At 49.3% G+C, this 16,690-nt stretch carries 14 protein-coding genes; all 14 read right to left on the bottom strand.

Features of this window, described 5'->3' with window-relative positions; genetic code table 11:
• Positions 1–85: 85 nt before the first annotated feature.
• The 14 genes from pyrE to ileS all read right to left on the bottom strand — a co-directional run bounded on the left by pyrE (position 86) and on the right by ileS (position 16,686).
• Positions 86–718: an orotate phosphoribosyltransferase gene (pyrE, locus tag NSQ37_RS13690; RefSeq protein ID WP_039063053.1), complete on the bottom strand. Its 633-nt coding sequence runs from the start codon at positions 716–718 to the stop codon at positions 86–88.
• The gene (pyrF, locus tag NSQ37_RS13685; protein ID WP_144664714.1) at positions 715–1,434 is read right to left on the bottom strand and encodes an orotidine-5'-phosphate decarboxylase; all 720 of its coding nucleotides are present in this window, start codon (positions 1,432–1,434) and stop codon (positions 715–717) included. The genes pyrE and pyrF overlap by 4 nt, the downstream gene beginning before the upstream one ends.
• Complete coding sequence (locus NSQ37_RS13680) at positions 1,403–2,338, bottom strand: dihydroorotate dehydrogenase (RefSeq protein ID WP_094032424.1); 936 nt, start codon at positions 2,336–2,338, stop codon at positions 1,403–1,405. The genes pyrF and NSQ37_RS13680 overlap by 32 nt, the downstream gene beginning before the upstream one ends.
• Positions 2,338–3,108 carry a dihydroorotate dehydrogenase electron transfer subunit gene (locus NSQ37_RS13675; RefSeq protein WP_253612988.1) on the bottom strand — a complete coding sequence of 257 codons (771 nt, stop codon included), beginning with the start codon at positions 3,106–3,108 and terminating at the stop codon, positions 2,338–2,340. The genes NSQ37_RS13680 and NSQ37_RS13675 overlap by 1 nt, the downstream gene beginning before the upstream one ends.
• Positions 3,105–6,320 (bottom strand): carbamoyl-phosphate synthase (glutamine-hydrolyzing) large subunit, encoded by a 3,216-nt coding sequence (gene carB, locus NSQ37_RS13670; RefSeq protein ID WP_015239828.1) that lies wholly within the window; start codon positions 6,318–6,320, stop codon positions 3,105–3,107. Before carB ends, NSQ37_RS13675 begins: the two co-directional genes overlap by 4 nt.
• On the bottom strand, positions 6,305–7,399 hold the full coding sequence (locus NSQ37_RS13665; protein WP_094032421.1) for a carbamoyl phosphate synthase small subunit: 1,095 nt from the start codon (positions 7,397–7,399) through the stop codon (positions 6,305–6,307). Before NSQ37_RS13665 ends, carB begins: the two co-directional genes overlap by 16 nt.
• Positions 7,396–8,682 (bottom strand): dihydroorotase, encoded by a 1,287-nt coding sequence (locus NSQ37_RS13660; protein WP_094031696.1) that lies wholly within the window; start codon positions 8,680–8,682, stop codon positions 7,396–7,398. The genes NSQ37_RS13665 and NSQ37_RS13660 overlap by 4 nt, the downstream gene beginning before the upstream one ends.
• Positions 8,666–9,580 carry an aspartate carbamoyltransferase catalytic subunit gene (locus NSQ37_RS13655; RefSeq protein WP_072589082.1) on the bottom strand — a complete coding sequence of 305 codons (915 nt, stop codon included), beginning with the start codon at positions 9,578–9,580 and terminating at the stop codon, positions 8,666–8,668. Before NSQ37_RS13655 ends, NSQ37_RS13660 begins: the two co-directional genes overlap by 17 nt.
• Positions 9,581–9,722: 142 nt before the next feature.
• Positions 9,723–11,033 carry a uracil permease PyrP gene (pyrP, locus tag NSQ37_RS13650; RefSeq protein WP_007409727.1) on the bottom strand — a complete coding sequence of 437 codons (1,311 nt, stop codon included), beginning with the start codon at positions 11,031–11,033 and terminating at the stop codon, positions 9,723–9,725.
• Between the two features lie 153 nt (positions 11,034–11,186).
• A complete protein-coding gene (gene pyrR, locus NSQ37_RS13645) occupies positions 11,187–11,732 on the bottom strand; it encodes a bifunctional pyrimidine operon transcriptional regulator/uracil phosphoribosyltransferase (protein WP_003154392.1) in 546 nt (181 codons plus the stop codon).
• A gap of 188 nt (positions 11,733–11,920) precedes the next feature.
• Positions 11,921–12,835: an RluA family pseudouridine synthase gene (locus NSQ37_RS13640; protein WP_072589081.1), complete on the bottom strand. Its 915-nt coding sequence runs from the start codon at positions 12,833–12,835 to the stop codon at positions 11,921–11,923.
• 1 nt (position 12,836) lies between these two features.
• A complete protein-coding gene (gene lspA / locus NSQ37_RS13635) occupies positions 12,837–13,298 on the bottom strand; it encodes a signal peptidase II (RefSeq protein WP_003154398.1) in 462 nt (153 codons plus the stop codon).
• A 101-nt stretch (positions 13,299–13,399) separates the two neighbouring features.
• On the bottom strand, positions 13,400–13,771 hold the full coding sequence (locus NSQ37_RS13630; RefSeq protein WP_007409725.1) for a TraR/DksA family transcriptional regulator: 372 nt from the start codon (positions 13,769–13,771) through the stop codon (positions 13,400–13,402).
• Between the two features lie 149 nt (positions 13,772–13,920).
• Positions 13,921–16,686 (bottom strand): isoleucine--tRNA ligase, encoded by a 2,766-nt coding sequence (gene ileS, locus NSQ37_RS13625; protein ID WP_253612990.1) that lies wholly within the window; start codon positions 16,684–16,686, stop codon positions 13,921–13,923.
• Positions 16,687–16,690 lie beyond the last annotated feature (4 nt).

Raw genomic sequence — 16,690 nt, 5'->3', positions numbered from 1 at the left:
AATTTTAGCACAATTCTAACAGAAGTCAACCCGAGTTTTTTGATAGGAATAATAAAACAGGCCCTGAGGCCTGTTTTTATTGTCATTATTTTTTAAACCAATCTTTTGACTCGGGATTCTGTTTCCATGATTTCAGTTTCTCAATGTCATCTGAATGAATCGTTCCGTTTTCAAGCGCGACTTCAATCAGCGTGTCATAATCCGTTAACGAGTAATAAGGAAGACCCGCTTTTTTAAAGGCTTCTTTTGCTTTCGGCAGTCCGTATGTAAAAATGGAAATGACGCCGAGGACTTCCGCGCCCTCTCTTTGAAGGGCCGCTGCAGCTTCAAGCACGCTGCCTCCGGTAGAAATCAAGTCTTCAATCACGACTGTTTTTTGCCCTTTTTTAATGGCGCCTTCTATTTGATTTCCTTTGCCGTGCGCTTTCGGTTTGCTTCTGACGTAGCACATCGGTGCGCCTGTATGGTCTGCGAGAAGCGCAGCATGCGGAATGCCCGCCGTTGCAGTGCCCGCGATCATCTCTGCCTCGGGAAAATGCTCTTTCAGCAGTTTGCCGAGCCCGTCCGCCACATCATTTCTCACTTTTGGATACGACAATGTCAGACGGTTGTCACAATAGATCGGTGATAAAATGCCGCTCGCCCACGTAAACGGCTCATTCGGGCGTAAAAAGACAGCTTCAATGTGTAATAGATGTTTTGCGATAGCCTGTTTCATCGGCGAACGCCCTCCCATTCCAGTTTAATTGCTTCATATGCTTCAACGGGGTTTTCCGCTTTTGTAATTGAGCGGCCCACGACGATGGCTGACGAACCGTTTTTTTTCGCAAATGACGGAGTCGCCGTCCGGACTTGATCGTCAGCTGCGTCACTGGCCGTGCGGATGCCCGGTGTGACTGTCAGAAATGAAGGCCGGACCGCTTCATAAATGGCTTTTGTTTCATGTACCGAACATACCACTCCGTCCAGCCCGCACTCTTCCGCCATTTTGCTGTAGTGCACAACCGTTTCTAACAGCGGCTTATGCAGCAGAAGCTCTTCCTTCGCCACCTGCTCTGAAGTGCTGGTCAGCTGAGTCACCGCGATTAAAGACGGGCGTTTTCTGCCTGCCGGCGTGCCTTCTTCAAGCCCCTCAAGGGCCGCGCGCATCATGCGTGCGCCCCCTGCCGCATGCACATTGACGAGATCAACGCCGAGGCCGGCCAGCCGCTTCATCGCTTTATTGACCGTAGTCGGGATATCATGAAGCTTTAAATCTAAAAATATATCACAATTCCGTTCTTTTAATTGGTGAATGATGGCGGGGCCTTCCTGATAAAAAAGTTCCATCCCCGTTTTGACAAAAAGCCTTTCCTTTTCAAACAAGTCTAAAAACGTTAAAGTCTCTTCCCCTGATGCAAAATCAAGCGCGATGATGGGCAGGTTGTTTTTCATGTTTCCAGCTCCTTCCGATGCATTCACTTACAGATTGAAAGCCGTGTTGGTTCAGTACACGGGGGAGCTGTTCTATGATTTCCGGGCAGACGAACGGATTGACGAAGTTTGCCGTGCCGACGGCAACCGCACTCGCTCCCGCAAGAAGAAATTCTAATGCATCCTCTGCGGTCTGAACGCCGCCCATCCCGATAATCGGGATTTGAACGGCCTGGCTGACTTCGTATACCATCCGGATGGCGACCGGTTTGATCGCCGGGCCTGACAGTCCGCCCGTTTTATTTGCTAAGATCGGCCGTCCCGTCTTTAGATCAAGCCTCATCCCGATGAGTGTATTAATCATCGTCAGACCGTCAGCACCGGCCGCTTCAATCGCTTTAGCAATTTCGGTTATGTTTGCGACATTAGGCGAAAGCTTCACATACACAGGCACTGCGGAAACTTCTTTCACCGCTTTTGTCAGTTCGGCCGCCATGACGGGATCAGTACCAAAAGCAATCCCCCCCGTTTTGACATTCGGACATGAAATGTTAAGCTCAAGCGCATGCACATTCGGCGCTTGGCTGATGTGCTCGGCTACTTCTTTATAGTCGTCCACCTGAGAACCGGCGACATTTGCGATAATCGGCGTGTCAAATTGTTCGAGCCAAGGCAGCTCATGATTGAGCACATGCTCAAGGCCGGGATTTTGCAGTCCGATGGCATTCAGCATTCCCGCGCTTGTCTCCGCCACTCTCGGTGTCGGATTTCCGAAGCGGGCTTCGTTCGTCGTGGCTTTAATCATAATGCCTCCGAGGCATGATAAATCGTAAAATCCGGCATATTCTTTCCCGAAACCGAAACATCCGGAAGCGGGGATGATCGGATTTTTCAATTGGAGACCCGGCAGATTCACTTCTAACATTACAGCGCCACCTCCTCAGCTTTAAATACCGGCCCGTCAAGGCAGACCTTTACATAGGATGTATCGCTTTCACCCGTGCGGCACACACAGGCGAAGCAGGCCCCGATGCCGCAGCCCATCCGCTCCTCCATCGAAAGATAAACCTCTTTATGGCCGTACTGCTGCTTCAGAGCTTTCAGCATCGGTGTCGGTCCGCAGCTTAGCAGGACATCGAATTCGAGCTGCTTTTCACGGATGACATCGGTGACAAACCCTTTCTCTCCATATGTTCCGTCAGCCGTCGCCACATAGGTGTCTCCGTACGCACGACATTCCTGTTCGTAAAAAACATCCTTTGCTGATTGAAATCCAAGCACATGAATGACGTTTACGCCTTTTTCCGTCAATCGCTTTGACAGTTCCTGCAAAGGCGGAACCCCCACTCCGCCTCCGACTAACAGCGCGGTTTTGCCGGGTTCAATCCGCCGGATGGGGAATCCGTTGCCGAGAGGGCCGAGAACGTCTATCCTGCCGCCCTCTTTTTTCTCGGACAAAAGCCGCGTTCCCTCACCGTCAGCTCTGTAGATAACGGATACTTCATCCGCGGCGAAATTGACGTCCGCAATGCTGAGCGGTCTTCTTAATAGCGGCGTGACCGCGTCACTCACCTTCAGATGTAGAAATTGACCCGGCTCGGTAAGGTGCCGGACAAGCTCTCCTTTCAGCACCATCTTATAAATCCGGTCGGCAATTTCTAAGTTGGATTGAACAGTCAAATGCGCTTTCTTCATATCGTGACTGCCGCCTTTTGATTGGTTTCGGATGCAGGCATATGATCCGCCCGGAATGTCATGCTTTCCAGTACCCGCAAAATGGCTTCGGCCGTATCTAAAGATGTCAGGCAGGCGACTCCGTTCTCAACGGATTCGCGGCGGATTCTGAAGCCGTCTCTGGCCGGCTGTTTGCCTTTTGTCAGCGTATTGATGACAAATTGCGCTTCGCCGTTTCTGATCACATCGAGCAGATTTTTCCCTTCTTCGCCGATTTTTCCGACGACTTGAGCCGGAATCTGAGCGTCTTTTAAATAAGCCGCCGTTCCTTCCGTCGCCAAGATTTTATAGCCGATGGCGTGGAACCGCTTCGCGATCAGCAGTCCTTCTTCTTTATCTTTATCGGCAACAGTCAACAGCACTGAGCCGTAGTTCGGGATTTGAATGCCAGAAGCAATCAGCGCTTTATAGAGCGCTTTTTCCAGGGTTGAATCTTTGCCCATGACCTCTCCCGTCGACTTCATTTCAGGGCCTAACGTAATATCCACTCTTCTCAGCTTCGCGAATGAGAAGACAGGCGCTTTCACGAATACCCCCTGCTGTTCAGGCTGCAGCCCCTCTTGATAGCCGAAATCAGCAAGCTTTTGGCCGAGAATGACCTTTGTCGCCAGATTCGCCATCGGAATCTTTGTGATTTTGCTTAAGAACGGCACGGTTCTGCTTGACCGCGGATTTACCTCAAGCACATACACTTCACCTTGCGACAGTACGAACTGGATGTTCAGCAACCCGATGATGTTAAGGCCTTTTGCCAAGGCTACAGTGTATTGTTCGATTTTTTTCTTAATGTCTTCGCTTAAAGACTGAGGCGGATAGACGGCGATTGAATCCCCTGAATGGACGCCGGCCCGCTCGATATGCTCCATAATTCCCGGAATAACGACTGTTTCGCCGTCAGATACGGCATCGACTTCGATTTCTTTCCCCGTCAGATAACGGTCGATTAACACCGGATGCTGCGGGTTGATTTTGACCGCATTTTTCATATAGTGAAGCAGCTCTTCTTCGTGATAGACGATTTCCATCGCCCGGCCGCCGAGCACATACGAAGGGCGGACAAGTACCGGATAGCCGATGGATGCGGCAATTTTGACCGCTTCGTTCACCGACACAGCGGTTTTTCCGAGCGGCTGCGGCACATTCAGCGCCTCAAGCGCCTGCTCAAACTTATCCCGGTCTTCCGCACGGTCTAAATCTTCAAGTGATGTGCCGAGGATTTTGACGCCGCGGGCGCTCAATTCTTCCGCAAGATTGATCGCCGTCTGGCCGCCGAATTGGACGACAACGCCTTCCGGCTGTTCCAAATCGATGATGTGCATGACATCTTCTACCGTCAGCGGTTCAAAATACAGTTTGTCTGATATGCTGAAATCAGTGGACACCGTCTCAGGGTTGTTGTTGATAATAATCGCTTCATAGCCTGCCTGCTTGATCGCCCAGACAGAATGAACGGTCGCATAGTCAAATTCGACGCCCTGTCCGATACGGATCGGGCCGGAACCGAGGACGACGACGCTTTTTCTTGATGTAACCTCAGACTCGTTCTCTTCCTCATATGTGCTGTAAAAGTACGGGGTTTCTGATTCGAATTCCGCCGCGCATGTATCCACCATTTTATATACAGGCTTGATGGCTGCTTCTTTTCGCATTTGATACAGCTCTTGTTCCGGCATGTTCCATTCCCGGCTGATATATTTGTCGGAGAAACCGAGTTCCTTCGCTGTCTGAAGGACGGCGAGGCTGCCTTTTTCCGCTTTCAGCTCTGTTTCAAAAGCGACCAGCTTACAGAGCTTGTGCAAAAAGAATACGTCAATTGCGGAAAACTCATGAAGCTGCTCCACTGTATAGCCTCTTCTGAACGCTTCAGCAAGATAAAACAGGCGTTCATCCCCGGCTTTTCTGATCCGTTTTTCCAAAAGTCCGTCAGAAATCTCTTCCGCATCCTTCAGTTCCAGGTGATAGACATCGGCTTCAAGTGAGCGGACCGCCTTTAACAGCGATTCTTCAAGGGTGCGCCCGATGGCCATGACCTCTCCGGTGGCTTTCATTTGCGTCCCGAGCCTGCGGTTTGCCGACTCAAATTTGTCGAACGGCCAGCGCGGGATTTTAGAAACGACATAGTCAAGCGCGGGCTCAAAAGCCGCATATGTTTTTCCCGTTACGGGATTCATCATTTCATCAAGAGAAAGCCCGACTGCGATTTTCGCCGCAAGCTTTGCGATCGGGTAACCCGTCGCTTTTGAGGCGAGGGCAGATGAGCGGCTCACCCGCGGATTCACTTCGATAATGTAATATTGGAAGCTGTCGGGATCGAGCGCGAGCTGAACATTACAGCCGCCTTCAATGCCGAGCGCGCGGATCAGCTTTAATGAAACATTGCGCAAAAGCTGGTATTCCCGGTCGCTCAAAGTCTGGCTCGGGGCAACGACGATGCTGTCGCCCGTATGGATGCCGACCGGATCGATATTTTCCATGTTGCAGACGACGATCGCGTGATCTCTGCTGTCTCTCATGACTTCATATTCGATCTCTTTGTAACCGGCAATGCTTTTTTCCAGAAGGCACTGATGGACGGGGCTGAGTTTTAATCCGTTTTCGACGATCTCTTTCAGTTCTGCTTCATTCGAGCAGATGCCGCCGCCCGTTCCGCCTAATGTGTAAGCGGGGCGCACAATAACCGGAAACCCGATTCGGCCGACAAATTCCTCGGCTTCCTGTAAAGTGCGGATGATCTCACTTTCCGGCACCGGTTCATTCAGCTCATTCATCAGCGTACGGAATAAGTCGCGGTCTTCCGCCTGCTGGATGGCGGACAGCTTTGTGCCGAGCACTTCCACCCCGCATTCCTCAAGAACCCCGAGTTCAGACAGCTCAACGGCAAGATTCAGTCCGGTCTGGCCTCCCAGAGTCGGCAGGATGGCGTCCGGCCGTTCTTTTCTGATAATACGAGTGAGAAACTCCGGCGTCAGCGGTTCTATGTATACCCGATCAGCCATTTCCGTATCCGTCATAATCGTTGCCGGATTCGAGTTGACGAGAATGACTTCATAGCCTTCTTCCTTCAAAGCGAGACACGCCTGTGTGCCCGCATAATCAAATTCCGCCGCCTGTCCGATAATAATCGGGCCTGATCCGATCACTAAAATCTTTTTAATATCTACGCGTTTTGGCATACCGCTTCCCCTTCTTTCTCAGTTGTTTCGATCAAGTCAATGAATCTGTCAAATAAATGATTGGCGTCTTCCGGCCCCGGTGAAGCTTCAGGGTGGTACTGAACCGTAAATGCCGGCAATGTTTTATGCTTGAGTCCTTCGATCGTTTGATCATTGATCGCAATGTGCGTCACTTCAAGCTCTGTCTCATCTATTGAAGAAACTGTATATCCGTGGTTTTGGGCGGTTAAAGCGACTTTCCCTGTCGCAAGCTCTTTAACCGGATGATTGGAACCCCTGTGTCCGAATTTCATTTTTTCCGTTTCCGCTCCGGATGCCAGTGCAAATAATTGGTGGCCGAGGCAGATTCCGAATAACGGCACCTTCCCGAGTATGCCTTTTATCATTTCAATGGCTTCCGGCACATCTTTCGGATCTCCGGGTCCGTTAGAAAGCATGATGCCGTCCGGCTTGAGCTGAAGCACTTCTTCCGCCGTTACATTGTACGGCACAACGATGACATCGCATTTTCTTTTGTTTAACTCTCTTAAAATGCCGTGCTTCATACCGAAATCGACGAGTACGATGCGTTTGCCGCGGCCCGGACTCGGATATGCCGTTTTCGCAGATACTTGAGCGACTTGATTTCTCGGCAGTTCCGTTTCTTTCAGCCTTGCAAGAACCTCTCCGACATTCTCCTCACTTGAAGCAAACGTTCCTTTTAATGCGCCGGCCGTGCGGATCATTCTTGTGAGCTTTCTCGTGTCAATCCCTTGTAAGCCGGGGATATTTTTCATTTTCAAATACTCGTCAAGCGTGTAAGCCGAACGCCAGTTGGAAGGCAGCTCGCACATTTCTTTTACGATCAGCCCTTTTACAAAAGGAGTGATGGATTCAAAGTCATCTCTGTTAATTCCGTAGTTGCCGATCAGAGGATACGTCAGCGTCACGATCTGCCCGCAGTAAGAAGGGTCTGATAAAATTTCCTGATAACCGGTCATTCCCGTGTTGAATACGACTTCACCCGCGGTATGCTCCAGGCTCCCGAATGCTTCACCCTCAAATACCGCTCCATTTTCCAGCACTAGTCTTCTTTTCATTTGACGAGTCTCCCTTCTTCGTATGCAAGCTTACCGGCAGCCATCGTTGCAACAGGCCAGCCGAAGCACTTCATCTTGTTGAATGGCGTATTTTTTCCTTTAGATAAAAATGTATCTTTGTCAATGGCTGCTTCTTTTTCCAGATCAATCAGGGTGATGTCAGCCGGCGCCCCCGGTGCAAGCGTTCCGTACGGAAGATCAAATGCCTCGCAAGGTTTTACCGTCATGAAATCAACCAGCTGCTTCAGCGTCCACGCCCCGTTTTTCACAAAATGTGTGTACAGAAGCGGAAAGGCTGTTTCTAAACCGACGATCCCGAAAGGTGCAAGCTTCATATCCGTGTTTTTCTCTTCTTCTGTATGCGGCGCATGGTCAGTGGCGATGAAATCAATCGTACCGTCTAAAAGCCCTTCAATCAGCGCCTCTCTGTCCTCTTTGCTGCGAAGCGGCGGATTCATTTTAAAATTGGTATCAAGTCCCGGGATATCTTCGTCACAAAGAAGCAGGTGGTGCGGCGACACTTCCGCCGTCACGCGGATTCCGGCTTTTTTTGCGTCTCTTACGGCTCTGACGGATTCTTTCGTACTGATATGACACACGTGGTAATGGCAGCCCGCCGCTTCCGCCAGCAGCACGTCACGGGCGATATGTACCGCTTCACAAATGGAAGGTATGCCGTTCAGGCCGTTCGCTTTTGAAAAAGAACCTTCATGCACGCTCCCTCCGTAAATAAGCGAGTTATCCTCACAATGAGCGACAATCGCTTTATTCATTGAAGCCGCCCGTTTCATGGCTTCATACATCATTCCGGCCGTCTGAACGCCGACGCCGTCATCGGTGAAGGCGAATGCGCCGGCTTCATGAAGCGCCTCAAAATCTGTCATTTCTTCGCCGGTTTGTCTGATCGTAATGGATGCGTAAGGAAGAACCCTGACAGATGAGGTTTCTTTGATCCGGTTTTGCAGCCATTCCATCTGCTCTTTCGTATCCGGCACCGGTCTTGTATTCGGCATGGCTGCGACTGTGGTAAAGCCGCCCCGCGCCGCGGCTTTAGAGCCCGTCTCAATGGTTTCTTTTTTCTCGCCGCCCGGTTCTCTGAAGTGAACATGAAGGTCTACGAGTCCCGGTGAAACGAACAGTCCGTCAGCGTCGATCACCGTTTCTCCGTCTTTCGCTGTCAGAAGCCCGGTTTCCGAAATGAATTCACCCGTTACCCGGATATCCTGTGCCACTTTTTCTCCCTGTTCATTTAACATCCAGCCGTTTTTAATGAGATAAGACATAAGCCGCTTCTCCCCTTTTCACATTGGTTTGCAGTGCTCTTTTTAAGACTGCCATTCTGATATACACGCCATTTTCCATTTGTTTAAAGATTCTTGATTTTCCGCATTCCACTAATGTTGTGTCAATTTCGACTCCTCTGTTCACCGGTGCGGGATGCATGATGATGGCATGCCGCTTCATGCTCTCCGCCCGCTTTGCGGTCAGCCCGTATGCTTCCAGATAGCCTTTTTGGTCGGCTTCTGTCTGATGCCTTTCATTTTGGATGCGGAGCAGCATGACGACATCTGAAGCTTGTATGGCTTCATCCGTCTGCACACAGGTGCCGAAGGCGTTTTTCTCATCCTGCCATTGCGGCGGCCCTGAAAACAGCACGCGTGCGCCGAGTCTTGTCAGCACCTCGGCATTTGACCTTGCCACCCTGCTGTGTTTGATATCGCCATGAATGGAAACCGTCAGGCCCTGAAAGGTCTCAAATTCCTCTTGAATCGTCATTAAATCGAGTAATGACTGAGTCGGGTGCTGGCCGCAGCCGTCGCCGGCGTTTAAGATCGGAATATTGACTCTGCCGGTCAGATCTTTGTAATATTCATCCGTGCTGTGCCGGATGACGCAGGCGTCCGCTCCGATTGATTCCAGTGTTCTGACCGTGTCGTATAAGGACTCGCCTTTTTGAACGCTTGTGCTCGTGCCGTCTAAGCTGAGCACGTTCATCCCGAGTTTCTTTTCCGCCACTTCAAAGCTGAACCGCGTCCTCGTGCTCGGTTCAAAAAACAGATTCGCAACGAATTTTCCCGCGAGATCGGGGCGGACTGTTCCCTCTTTTATCGCTTTTGCCTCACGCAGCAGTTCTGTAATTTCAGCCGTGCTCAGTTCAGACATCGCCGTTAAATGATTCATGTTTTTCTCCTCCGTTTCCGCTTGAAGGCCGTAAAAAAACACCCCGGTCTATAGACTCGGGGTGCGGTTAAAGAGAGAAGCAGCGTACAGCTTCTTCCCGTTATAACCCTTCCAAGCCTCTCTGGACTTTCTTTAAAAGGTTTTACATATGATTTTGTTTTTCTGATGCAATCGCGTCTTCTTCATTTGCATGCGGCAGGATGAGGTTCAGGATGACTCCGACGATTGCCGCAAGCGCCATGCCGGATATTTGGAACCCGCCTTTTGAAACTTGAATAAAAGCCCCTCCGACGCCAATCACGAGGATGACGGATGTGATAATTAAATTTCTCTTGTTCTCATAATCAATGTTGTTGTCAATCAGCATTCTTAAGCCGCTGGAGGCGATAATTCCAAAGAGCAGGAAGGAAACGCCTCCCATAACCGCGGACGGAACAGAGCTGATCAGTGCTGATACTTTTCCGATAAATCCGAAGCACAGCGCAATCACACCCGCGCCGCCGATGACAAAGACGCTGAAAACTCTCGTAATTGCCAGTACTCCGATGTTCTCGCCGTATGTCGTCGTCGGCGGGCCGCCGATTAACGAAGCGATGATCGTCGCAACACTGTCCCCCATTATGGAGCGGTGCAGTCCCGGCTTTTTAATGAAATCCTGTCCGACGACTTTACTCAGCACCATTTGGTGGCCGATATGTTCTGACATCGTCACGAAAGCGACCGGCACCATCGCAGCCGCAATGCCCAATGTCACTGACGGCGTATAGTCTTTGAAAGGGATGATAAATTCAGGAACGGCGAACCACTTTGCATCAATGACCGGCTGGAAATTGACGATGCCCTGTGTCAGCGCAAACAGATAGCCGCCTATAATGCCGATCAATACCGGAATCAGGCTTAAAAATCCCCGTAAAAAGATGGCACAGATAATGGTTATGGCCAAAGTGACGCCGGCTACACTGAAATGTTTCAGGCTGTAGACGAGTTCCTTCGCATTCGGATCAGCATACATTGCCATATTGACGGCTGTGCTTGCCAGTCCGAGGCCGATGACGATGATGACCGGCCCGACGACCACCGGGGGCAGCAGCTTCATCAGCCACCCCGTTCCAAGCTGCCTGATGAGCAGTGCGATCAGGCCGTACACAATTCCCGCCAGGAAAGCGCCGACCATGGCAGCCCCCGGCCCTCCCGTCGCCTTCACCAAGATAATCGGTGATATAAAGGCGAATGATGAGCCGAGATAAGCGGGAATCTGGCCTTTTGTCACCAAGAGATAGGCGAGTGTCCCGATTCCGCTCGTGACAAGCGCCACTGCCGGGCTCATTCCGACCAGTTTCGGCACGAGTATGGTTGAACCGAACATGGCGAATAAATGCTGCAGGCTGAATGACAGCCAAGACAATGGATTGGGGACGTCCCTGACTCCCAGGTTTACTTTTTTCTTACTCATGGCGTTTTCCTCCCGGTTGACTTTCAAATGGTATAAAAAAACCTCTTTGCTTTTTGCGCAAAGAGGCATACAAAACCCGGCCGCGTCGATCCGCCCGGCTTTGTGTTTTAAAATCCTCTTTGCAAACTCTCTGGAATGCATTTAAAAAGGTGATTATTCATTTTCGTAAATGGCGACCATATCAGTCTGATCAACTTCGCTCAGCTGAACCATCACTTTTTCAGCTTTTGAGGTCGGAATGTTTTTCCCGATATAGTCCGCTCTGATCGGCAGCTCCCGGTGCCCTCTGTCGACAAGCACGGCAAGCTGTATCGATGACGGCCGCCCGACATCAACGAGGGCATCCATCGCAGCTCTCACCGTCCGGCCGGTATAAAGCACATCATCAACCACAATGACCTTTTGGTCTGTGATATCGGCCGGAATGTCCGCCCCTTTTACAAGCGGCTCTTCATTGCTCGTTTTTTTCGTCAGGTCGTCACGGTAAAGGGTGATATCGATTTCCCCGACGGTGACCGGATTCCCTTCAATCTGTTCGATCCGCTCGGCCAGCCGCTTCGCTAAATAAATGCCTCTTGTTTTAATTCCTACAAGAATGCAGTCATTCATTCCTTTATTCCGTTCGATCATTTCATGGGCTATCCTTGTCAGCGCCCGCCTGATCGCCTGTTCGTCGAGAATAACAGCTTTTTGATTCACTCGTGACACCTCTCCATTCGTATATAAGAAGAAAAAACCCCTCCTGCCAGAGCATAGAGGGGTTCCTTTCCAGGACGAAGACACACGTGTATCTCTTCTGTCCTATCCGTTATCCTTCTCAGCCTCTCTGGACTGTGTTAAAGAATCTATTCAGCTTGTTTTTATTATTTCAGAAAAGAAAGTCGCTGTCAATGGCTATTTCTTAAATCTTCAATGAGTTTTTTCATATCTTCAGGAAGGGGCGCTTCAAACTCCATGTATTCGCCCGTCCGCGGATGATCAAAACCTAATATTCCGGCATGAAGCGCCTGACCATTGAAATCAATGGTTTTTCTCGGTCCGTACTTCGGGTCACCTGCCAAAGGAAACCCGATATATTTCATATGAACACGGATCTGATGCGTTCTTCCGGTCTCAAGACGGCACTCTACGAGCGTGAAATCTTGAAAACGCTCAAGCACGTGGAAATGCGTGACGGCGTTTTTGCTGCTTTCTCTTGTTACGGTCATGCTTTGACGGTCTTTTTTATCTCTCCCGATCGGAGCGTCAATCGTTCCGTCATCATGTGAAATCACCCCGTGGACAACCGCTATGTACTTTCTGGTCACGGTTTTATTGACGAGCTGATTAACGAGTGATTCATGCGCCATATCGTTTTTAGCGACCATTAACAGACCGGAAGTATCTTTATCAATCCGGTGGACGATTCCCGGGCGCATGACGCCGTTAATGCCGGAAAGGTCGTTGCAGTGAGCCATCAGTCCGTTTACAAGCGTCCCAGTCACATGGCCGGGCGCCGGGTGTACAACCATGCCCCGCGGTTTGTTCACAACCAAGACGTCCTGATCCTCATAGTAAATGTCCAAATCCATCGGCTCTGCAAGCACGTCCAATTCTTCCGGTTCAGGAATGGTGACGTTTACCTGATCGCCGGGCTGCATTTTATAATTCGCTTTTACGGATTTGCCGTTAACGGATACCAATCCCTCTTTTACCCATTGCTGCACTTGAGTGCGTGACCAGTTTTCTCCCGTTGAAGCCAAAAATTTATCAATCCGTTCGCTCTTTTGTTCAGGCTGAACGGTTATCTCAAATTGATTCATGTTATTGCTCCTTCTTTTTCCCGCTGTCAAACAGCATATGAATAAATAAAAGTATTACACCGACGCACAGTGAGGAGTCCGCGATATTAAAAATCGGATAGTGATAATCCACGATGATGACATGAATAAAATCCACCACTTCCTGGCGCGCCGCCCGGTCAATAAAGTTTCCGGCCGCACCGCCCAGCATTAAGCCGAGAGAAATTCCGAGTAACATCTGCCCTTTTGCATAACGCTGTATGTAATAAACGATTCCGATAATCACGGCGATGGTAATGACGTAGAAAAACCACATTTGGCCGGCTAAAATCCCCCACGCCGCTCCCGTGTTGCGATGAGATGTGATATAAAGCACCTGATCGATGACAGGTATGCTTTGTCCCAATTCCATATGGCTGACGACAAGCCATTTGGTCAATTGGTCGGCAATAATAATAAAAAGAGCGATTAGATAATAAAGCACACACGTTCCTCCAGTATACAGTTACTTTTATCCTTTATGAATTTTATCAGTAAAAGATGCCAGAGTAAAGGCAGATCATAAGCGCATGCAAACAGACGCTGTCACTCATACAGCGCCTGATCATACGCATAATCTCCGGGTTCCCAATATGGAAGGGTTTTCTTTTCAAATTGAGCGGGATAATAAAAATCATCAGCGGTTCTGGCCGTCGGCAGCACCGCAAGTTTTTCAATCGGAATGGGGTCGCCTGTTTTTTCACAATAACCGTACGTATTGTTTTCAAACTTAGACAGGGCAAGAAGAACGTCCTGAAGTTCTTCTTTTATATGATAGATCAGAGTTGCTTCTTGGTCGTTCATTGAAGGTTCAACAGATGCTGACATTTGAAAGCAAGAATATTCGAATAATCTTGATTGAAGTTCTTCTTTCATCATGAGAAGCTCCGTGTGGATTGCGGTCAGTTGATCATTCATTCATCACAACTCCTGCTCTTGATGTTATAGCTTTATTGTTGCCCCCAGAGCGCCATTTGAAGCCCATAAGATTTTTCCTGTCGTTCTAATCGATGACATTAGTGGCATGTAAAAAAGCGCCCGGCTGTCACCGGGCGCTTTCTCATTTATTATTTTTGATAATATTTTTCAACGATTTCCGCATTGCGCAGTGATAATGTCGGATATTTCGGATTGGCTCCGACATCTTTAGAAATTACGCGGGAACGTTCACACATCTGGCCTTCCGCTTTTTCTACGGTCATTTTTCCTGTTGTGAAGCTTTGCGCGTTTTCCGGCGCTTCACTTTCGTCTTTTACTGTCAGTTCTGAGACGATAAACAGCTGCGCGATGTTTTCTTTAATGGATGACAAGAGGTCGCGGTTTTCTTTGTTCGGATACAAAGTCAGGCTCGCTTCCAATGATCTTCCGATAATTTTTTCGTTACGGGCTGTTTCCAAAGCTTTCAGCACGTCGTTTCGAAGCTCCATGAAGCGGTCGAACTTTTCTTCTGTCGCTTGACTGTCCGGAACAGCGATGGTTTCCGGCATATCTGTCAGCTGCACGCTCGCTTCTTCAACAAATGATAAGTGAGACCACATTTCATCCGCCGTGTGCGGGAGAATCGGCGCCGTCAGCTTCACTAACGCCAGCAGCGTTTCATAGAAGACCGTCTGCATGCTGCGGCGGTCCGGATGATCCGCATGCTCGATGTACACAACATCTTTTGCAAAATCAAGATAGAAGGAGCTGAGCTCGATCGTACAGAAATTGTGAATGCTGTGATAAACAACCGCAAATTCATATTCATCGTACGCTTTTTTTACCTTATCGATCAGCTTATTCAGCTTGATCAGCATATATTGATCCACTTCGCGGAGATCTTTTACATCCACGGCATTGACGCTTGGATTGAAATCGAACAGGTTGCCGTGAAGGAAGCGGAACGTGTTGCGGACTTTCCGGTATACTTCCGCGACCTGCTTCAGAATGGCGTCAGACACGCGAACGTCCGCCTGATAATCCACTGACGATACCCATAATCTTAAGATGTCGGCACCAAGCTGTTTCATGACTTTAGCCGGAACAACAACGTTACCGATTGATTTACTCATCTTGCGTCCTTCTCCATCCAGTGCGAACCCATGGCTGAGCACACCTTTATACGGCGCTTTTCCTGTTACGGCTACTGCTGTAGAAAGAGAAGAGTTAAACCAGCCGCGATATTGGTCAGATCCCTCTAGGTATAAATCAGCCGGGCGAACGAGGTCATCACGTTCTTCAAGCACTGCTTGATGTGAAGAGCCTGAATCAAACCAAACATCCATGATATCCTGTTCTTTTTTAAATGTGCCGTTCGGGCTGCCAGGATGCGTAAAGCCTTCCGGAAGAAGATCCTTTGCTTCTTTTTCAAACCAAATGTTTGATCCGTGCTGTCTGAACAATTCAGAAACATGTTCAATGGTTTCATCTGTAATAATCGGTTCTCCGTTTTCAGCGTAAAATACCGGAATCGGCACACCCCACGCACGCTGTCTGGAAATACACCAGTCTCCGCGGTCCCGAACCATGTTGTGCAAACGCTGCTCACCCCATTCAGGAACCCATTTGGTTTCTTTAATGGCATCCAGCAGGTCTGATCTGAAATCTTTAATAGACGCAAACCATTGCGCTGTCGCTCTGAAAATGGTTGGTTTTTTTGTTCTCCAATCATGCGGATAAGAGTGAGTAATGAATTCAAGCTTCACAAGTGCGCCTTTTTCATCGAGCTGCTGTGTGATCGCTTTGTTTGCATCATCATAGAACATGCCTTCAAACCCAGGAGCTTCGCTTGTCATTACACCTTTTTCATCGACCGGGCAAAGCACATCTAAACCGTATTTTTGGCCAATGATAAAGTCATCTTCCCCATGTCCTGGCGCTGTATGAACACAGCCTGTTCCGGCATCAGTTGTTACGTGTTCACCAAGCATAACGAGAGAGTCTCTGCCATATAGCGGGTGTTCAGCGATAATGTTCTCAAGGTCTTTTCCTTTGACCGTTCTTGTCACTTCATACTGATCAAATCCGCATGCTGATGCAACACTTTCGACTAAGGCACTTGCTACGACAAAGCGGTCTTCACCTACTGCAATCACGCTGTACTCAAGATCAGGGTGCACTGAGATTCCGAGGTTCGCCGGAATTGTCCAAGGCGTTGTTGTCCAAATGATGATGCGCTCGCCGTTTTCAAGAACGCCTTTACCGTCTTTTACACCAAAAGCGACGTAAATAGATGCTGAACGTTTGTCTTGATATTCGATCTCGGCTTCAGCCAGAGCAGACTCACTTGAAGGTGACCAGTTAACCGGTTTAAGGCCTTTGTAAATGTAGCCTCGTTTTGCCATTTCACCAAATACGCGGATTTGCTGCGCTTCGTATTCCGGTTTTAATGTCACGTATGGGTTTTCCCAGTCACCGCGGACACCAAGACGTTTGAATTGCTCACGCTGTCCCTCGATTTGCTTCCAAGCGTACTCTTCACATAGTTTGCGGAATTCTGCTACTGACATTTCTTTCCGGTTTACTTTTTTGTTTTTCGTCAGCGCCGTTTCAATCGGCAGTCCGTGCGTATCCCAGCCCGGCACGTACGGTGCGTTGTAGCCGCTCATTGATTTATAGCGGACGATGAAGTCTTTCAGGATTTTGTTCAGGGCATGGCCCATGTGGATGTCTCCGTTTGCATAAGGAGGTCCGTCATGCAGCACGAATTTCGGGCGGTCTTTCGTCCGTTCTTGAACAAGACGGTAAATGTCCTGCTCCTCCCAGTCTTTTTGCATGTCCGGCTCACGATTCGGCAGATTTCCGCGCATCGGAAAATCTGTTTTCGGCATTAACAGCGTATCTTTGTAATCCATTTTC

Origin of the sequence: Bacillus sp. FSL P4-0334, from assembly GCF_038004825.1 — a bacterium.
In the GTDB taxonomy this organism is placed as follows: domain Bacteria; phylum Bacillota; class Bacilli; order Bacillales; family Bacillaceae; genus Bacillus; species Bacillus velezensis.
The sequence above is the reverse complement of the archived record's forward strand: the minus strand, read 5'-3'. Positions and strand labels throughout refer to the sequence as shown.

What these genes read in the sequence shown, in the direction of transcription:
- NSQ37_RS13640 (WP_072589081.1), bottom strand. Translation starts at nt 12,835, where the DNA reads ATGAATCAATTTGAGATAACCGTTCAGCCTGAACAAAAGAGCGAACGG.
- ileS (WP_253612990.1), bottom strand. Translation starts at nt 16,686, where the DNA reads ATGGATTACAAAGATACGCTGTTAATGCCGAAAACAGATTTTCCGATG.
- pyrF (WP_144664714.1), bottom strand. Translation starts at nt 1,434, where the DNA reads ATGAAAAACAACCTGCCCATCATCGCGCTTGATTTTGCATCAGGGGAA.
- NSQ37_RS13655 (WP_072589082.1), bottom strand. Translation starts at nt 9,580, where the DNA reads ATGAATCATTTAACGGCGATGTCTGAACTGAGCACGGCTGAAATTACA.
- pyrP (WP_007409727.1), bottom strand. Translation starts at nt 11,033, where the DNA reads ATGAGTAAGAAAAAAGTAAACCTGGGAGTCAGGGACGTCCCCAATCCA.
- NSQ37_RS13660 (WP_094031696.1), bottom strand. Translation starts at nt 8,682, where the DNA reads ATGTCTTATCTCATTAAAAACGGCTGGATGTTAAATGAACAGGGAGAA.
- NSQ37_RS13665 (WP_094032421.1), bottom strand. Translation starts at nt 7,399, where the DNA reads ATGAAAAGAAGACTAGTGCTGGAAAATGGAGCGGTATTTGAGGGTGAA.
- NSQ37_RS13675 (WP_253612988.1), bottom strand. Translation starts at nt 3,108, where the DNA reads ATGAAGAAAGCGCATTTGACTGTTCAATCCAACTTAGAAATTGCCGAC.
- carB (WP_015239828.1), bottom strand. Translation starts at nt 6,320, where the DNA reads ATGCCAAAACGCGTAGATATTAAAAAGATTTTAGTGATCGGATCAGGC.
- NSQ37_RS13680 (WP_094032424.1), bottom strand. Translation starts at nt 2,338, where the DNA reads ATGTTAGAAGTGAATCTGCCGGGTCTCCAATTGAAAAATCCGATCATC.
- NSQ37_RS13630 (WP_007409725.1), bottom strand. Translation starts at nt 13,771, where the DNA reads ATGAATGATCAACTGACCGCAATCCACACGGAGCTTCTCATGATGAAA.
- pyrE (WP_039063053.1), bottom strand. Translation starts at nt 718, where the DNA reads ATGAAACAGGCTATCGCAAAACATCTATTACACATTGAAGCTGTCTTT.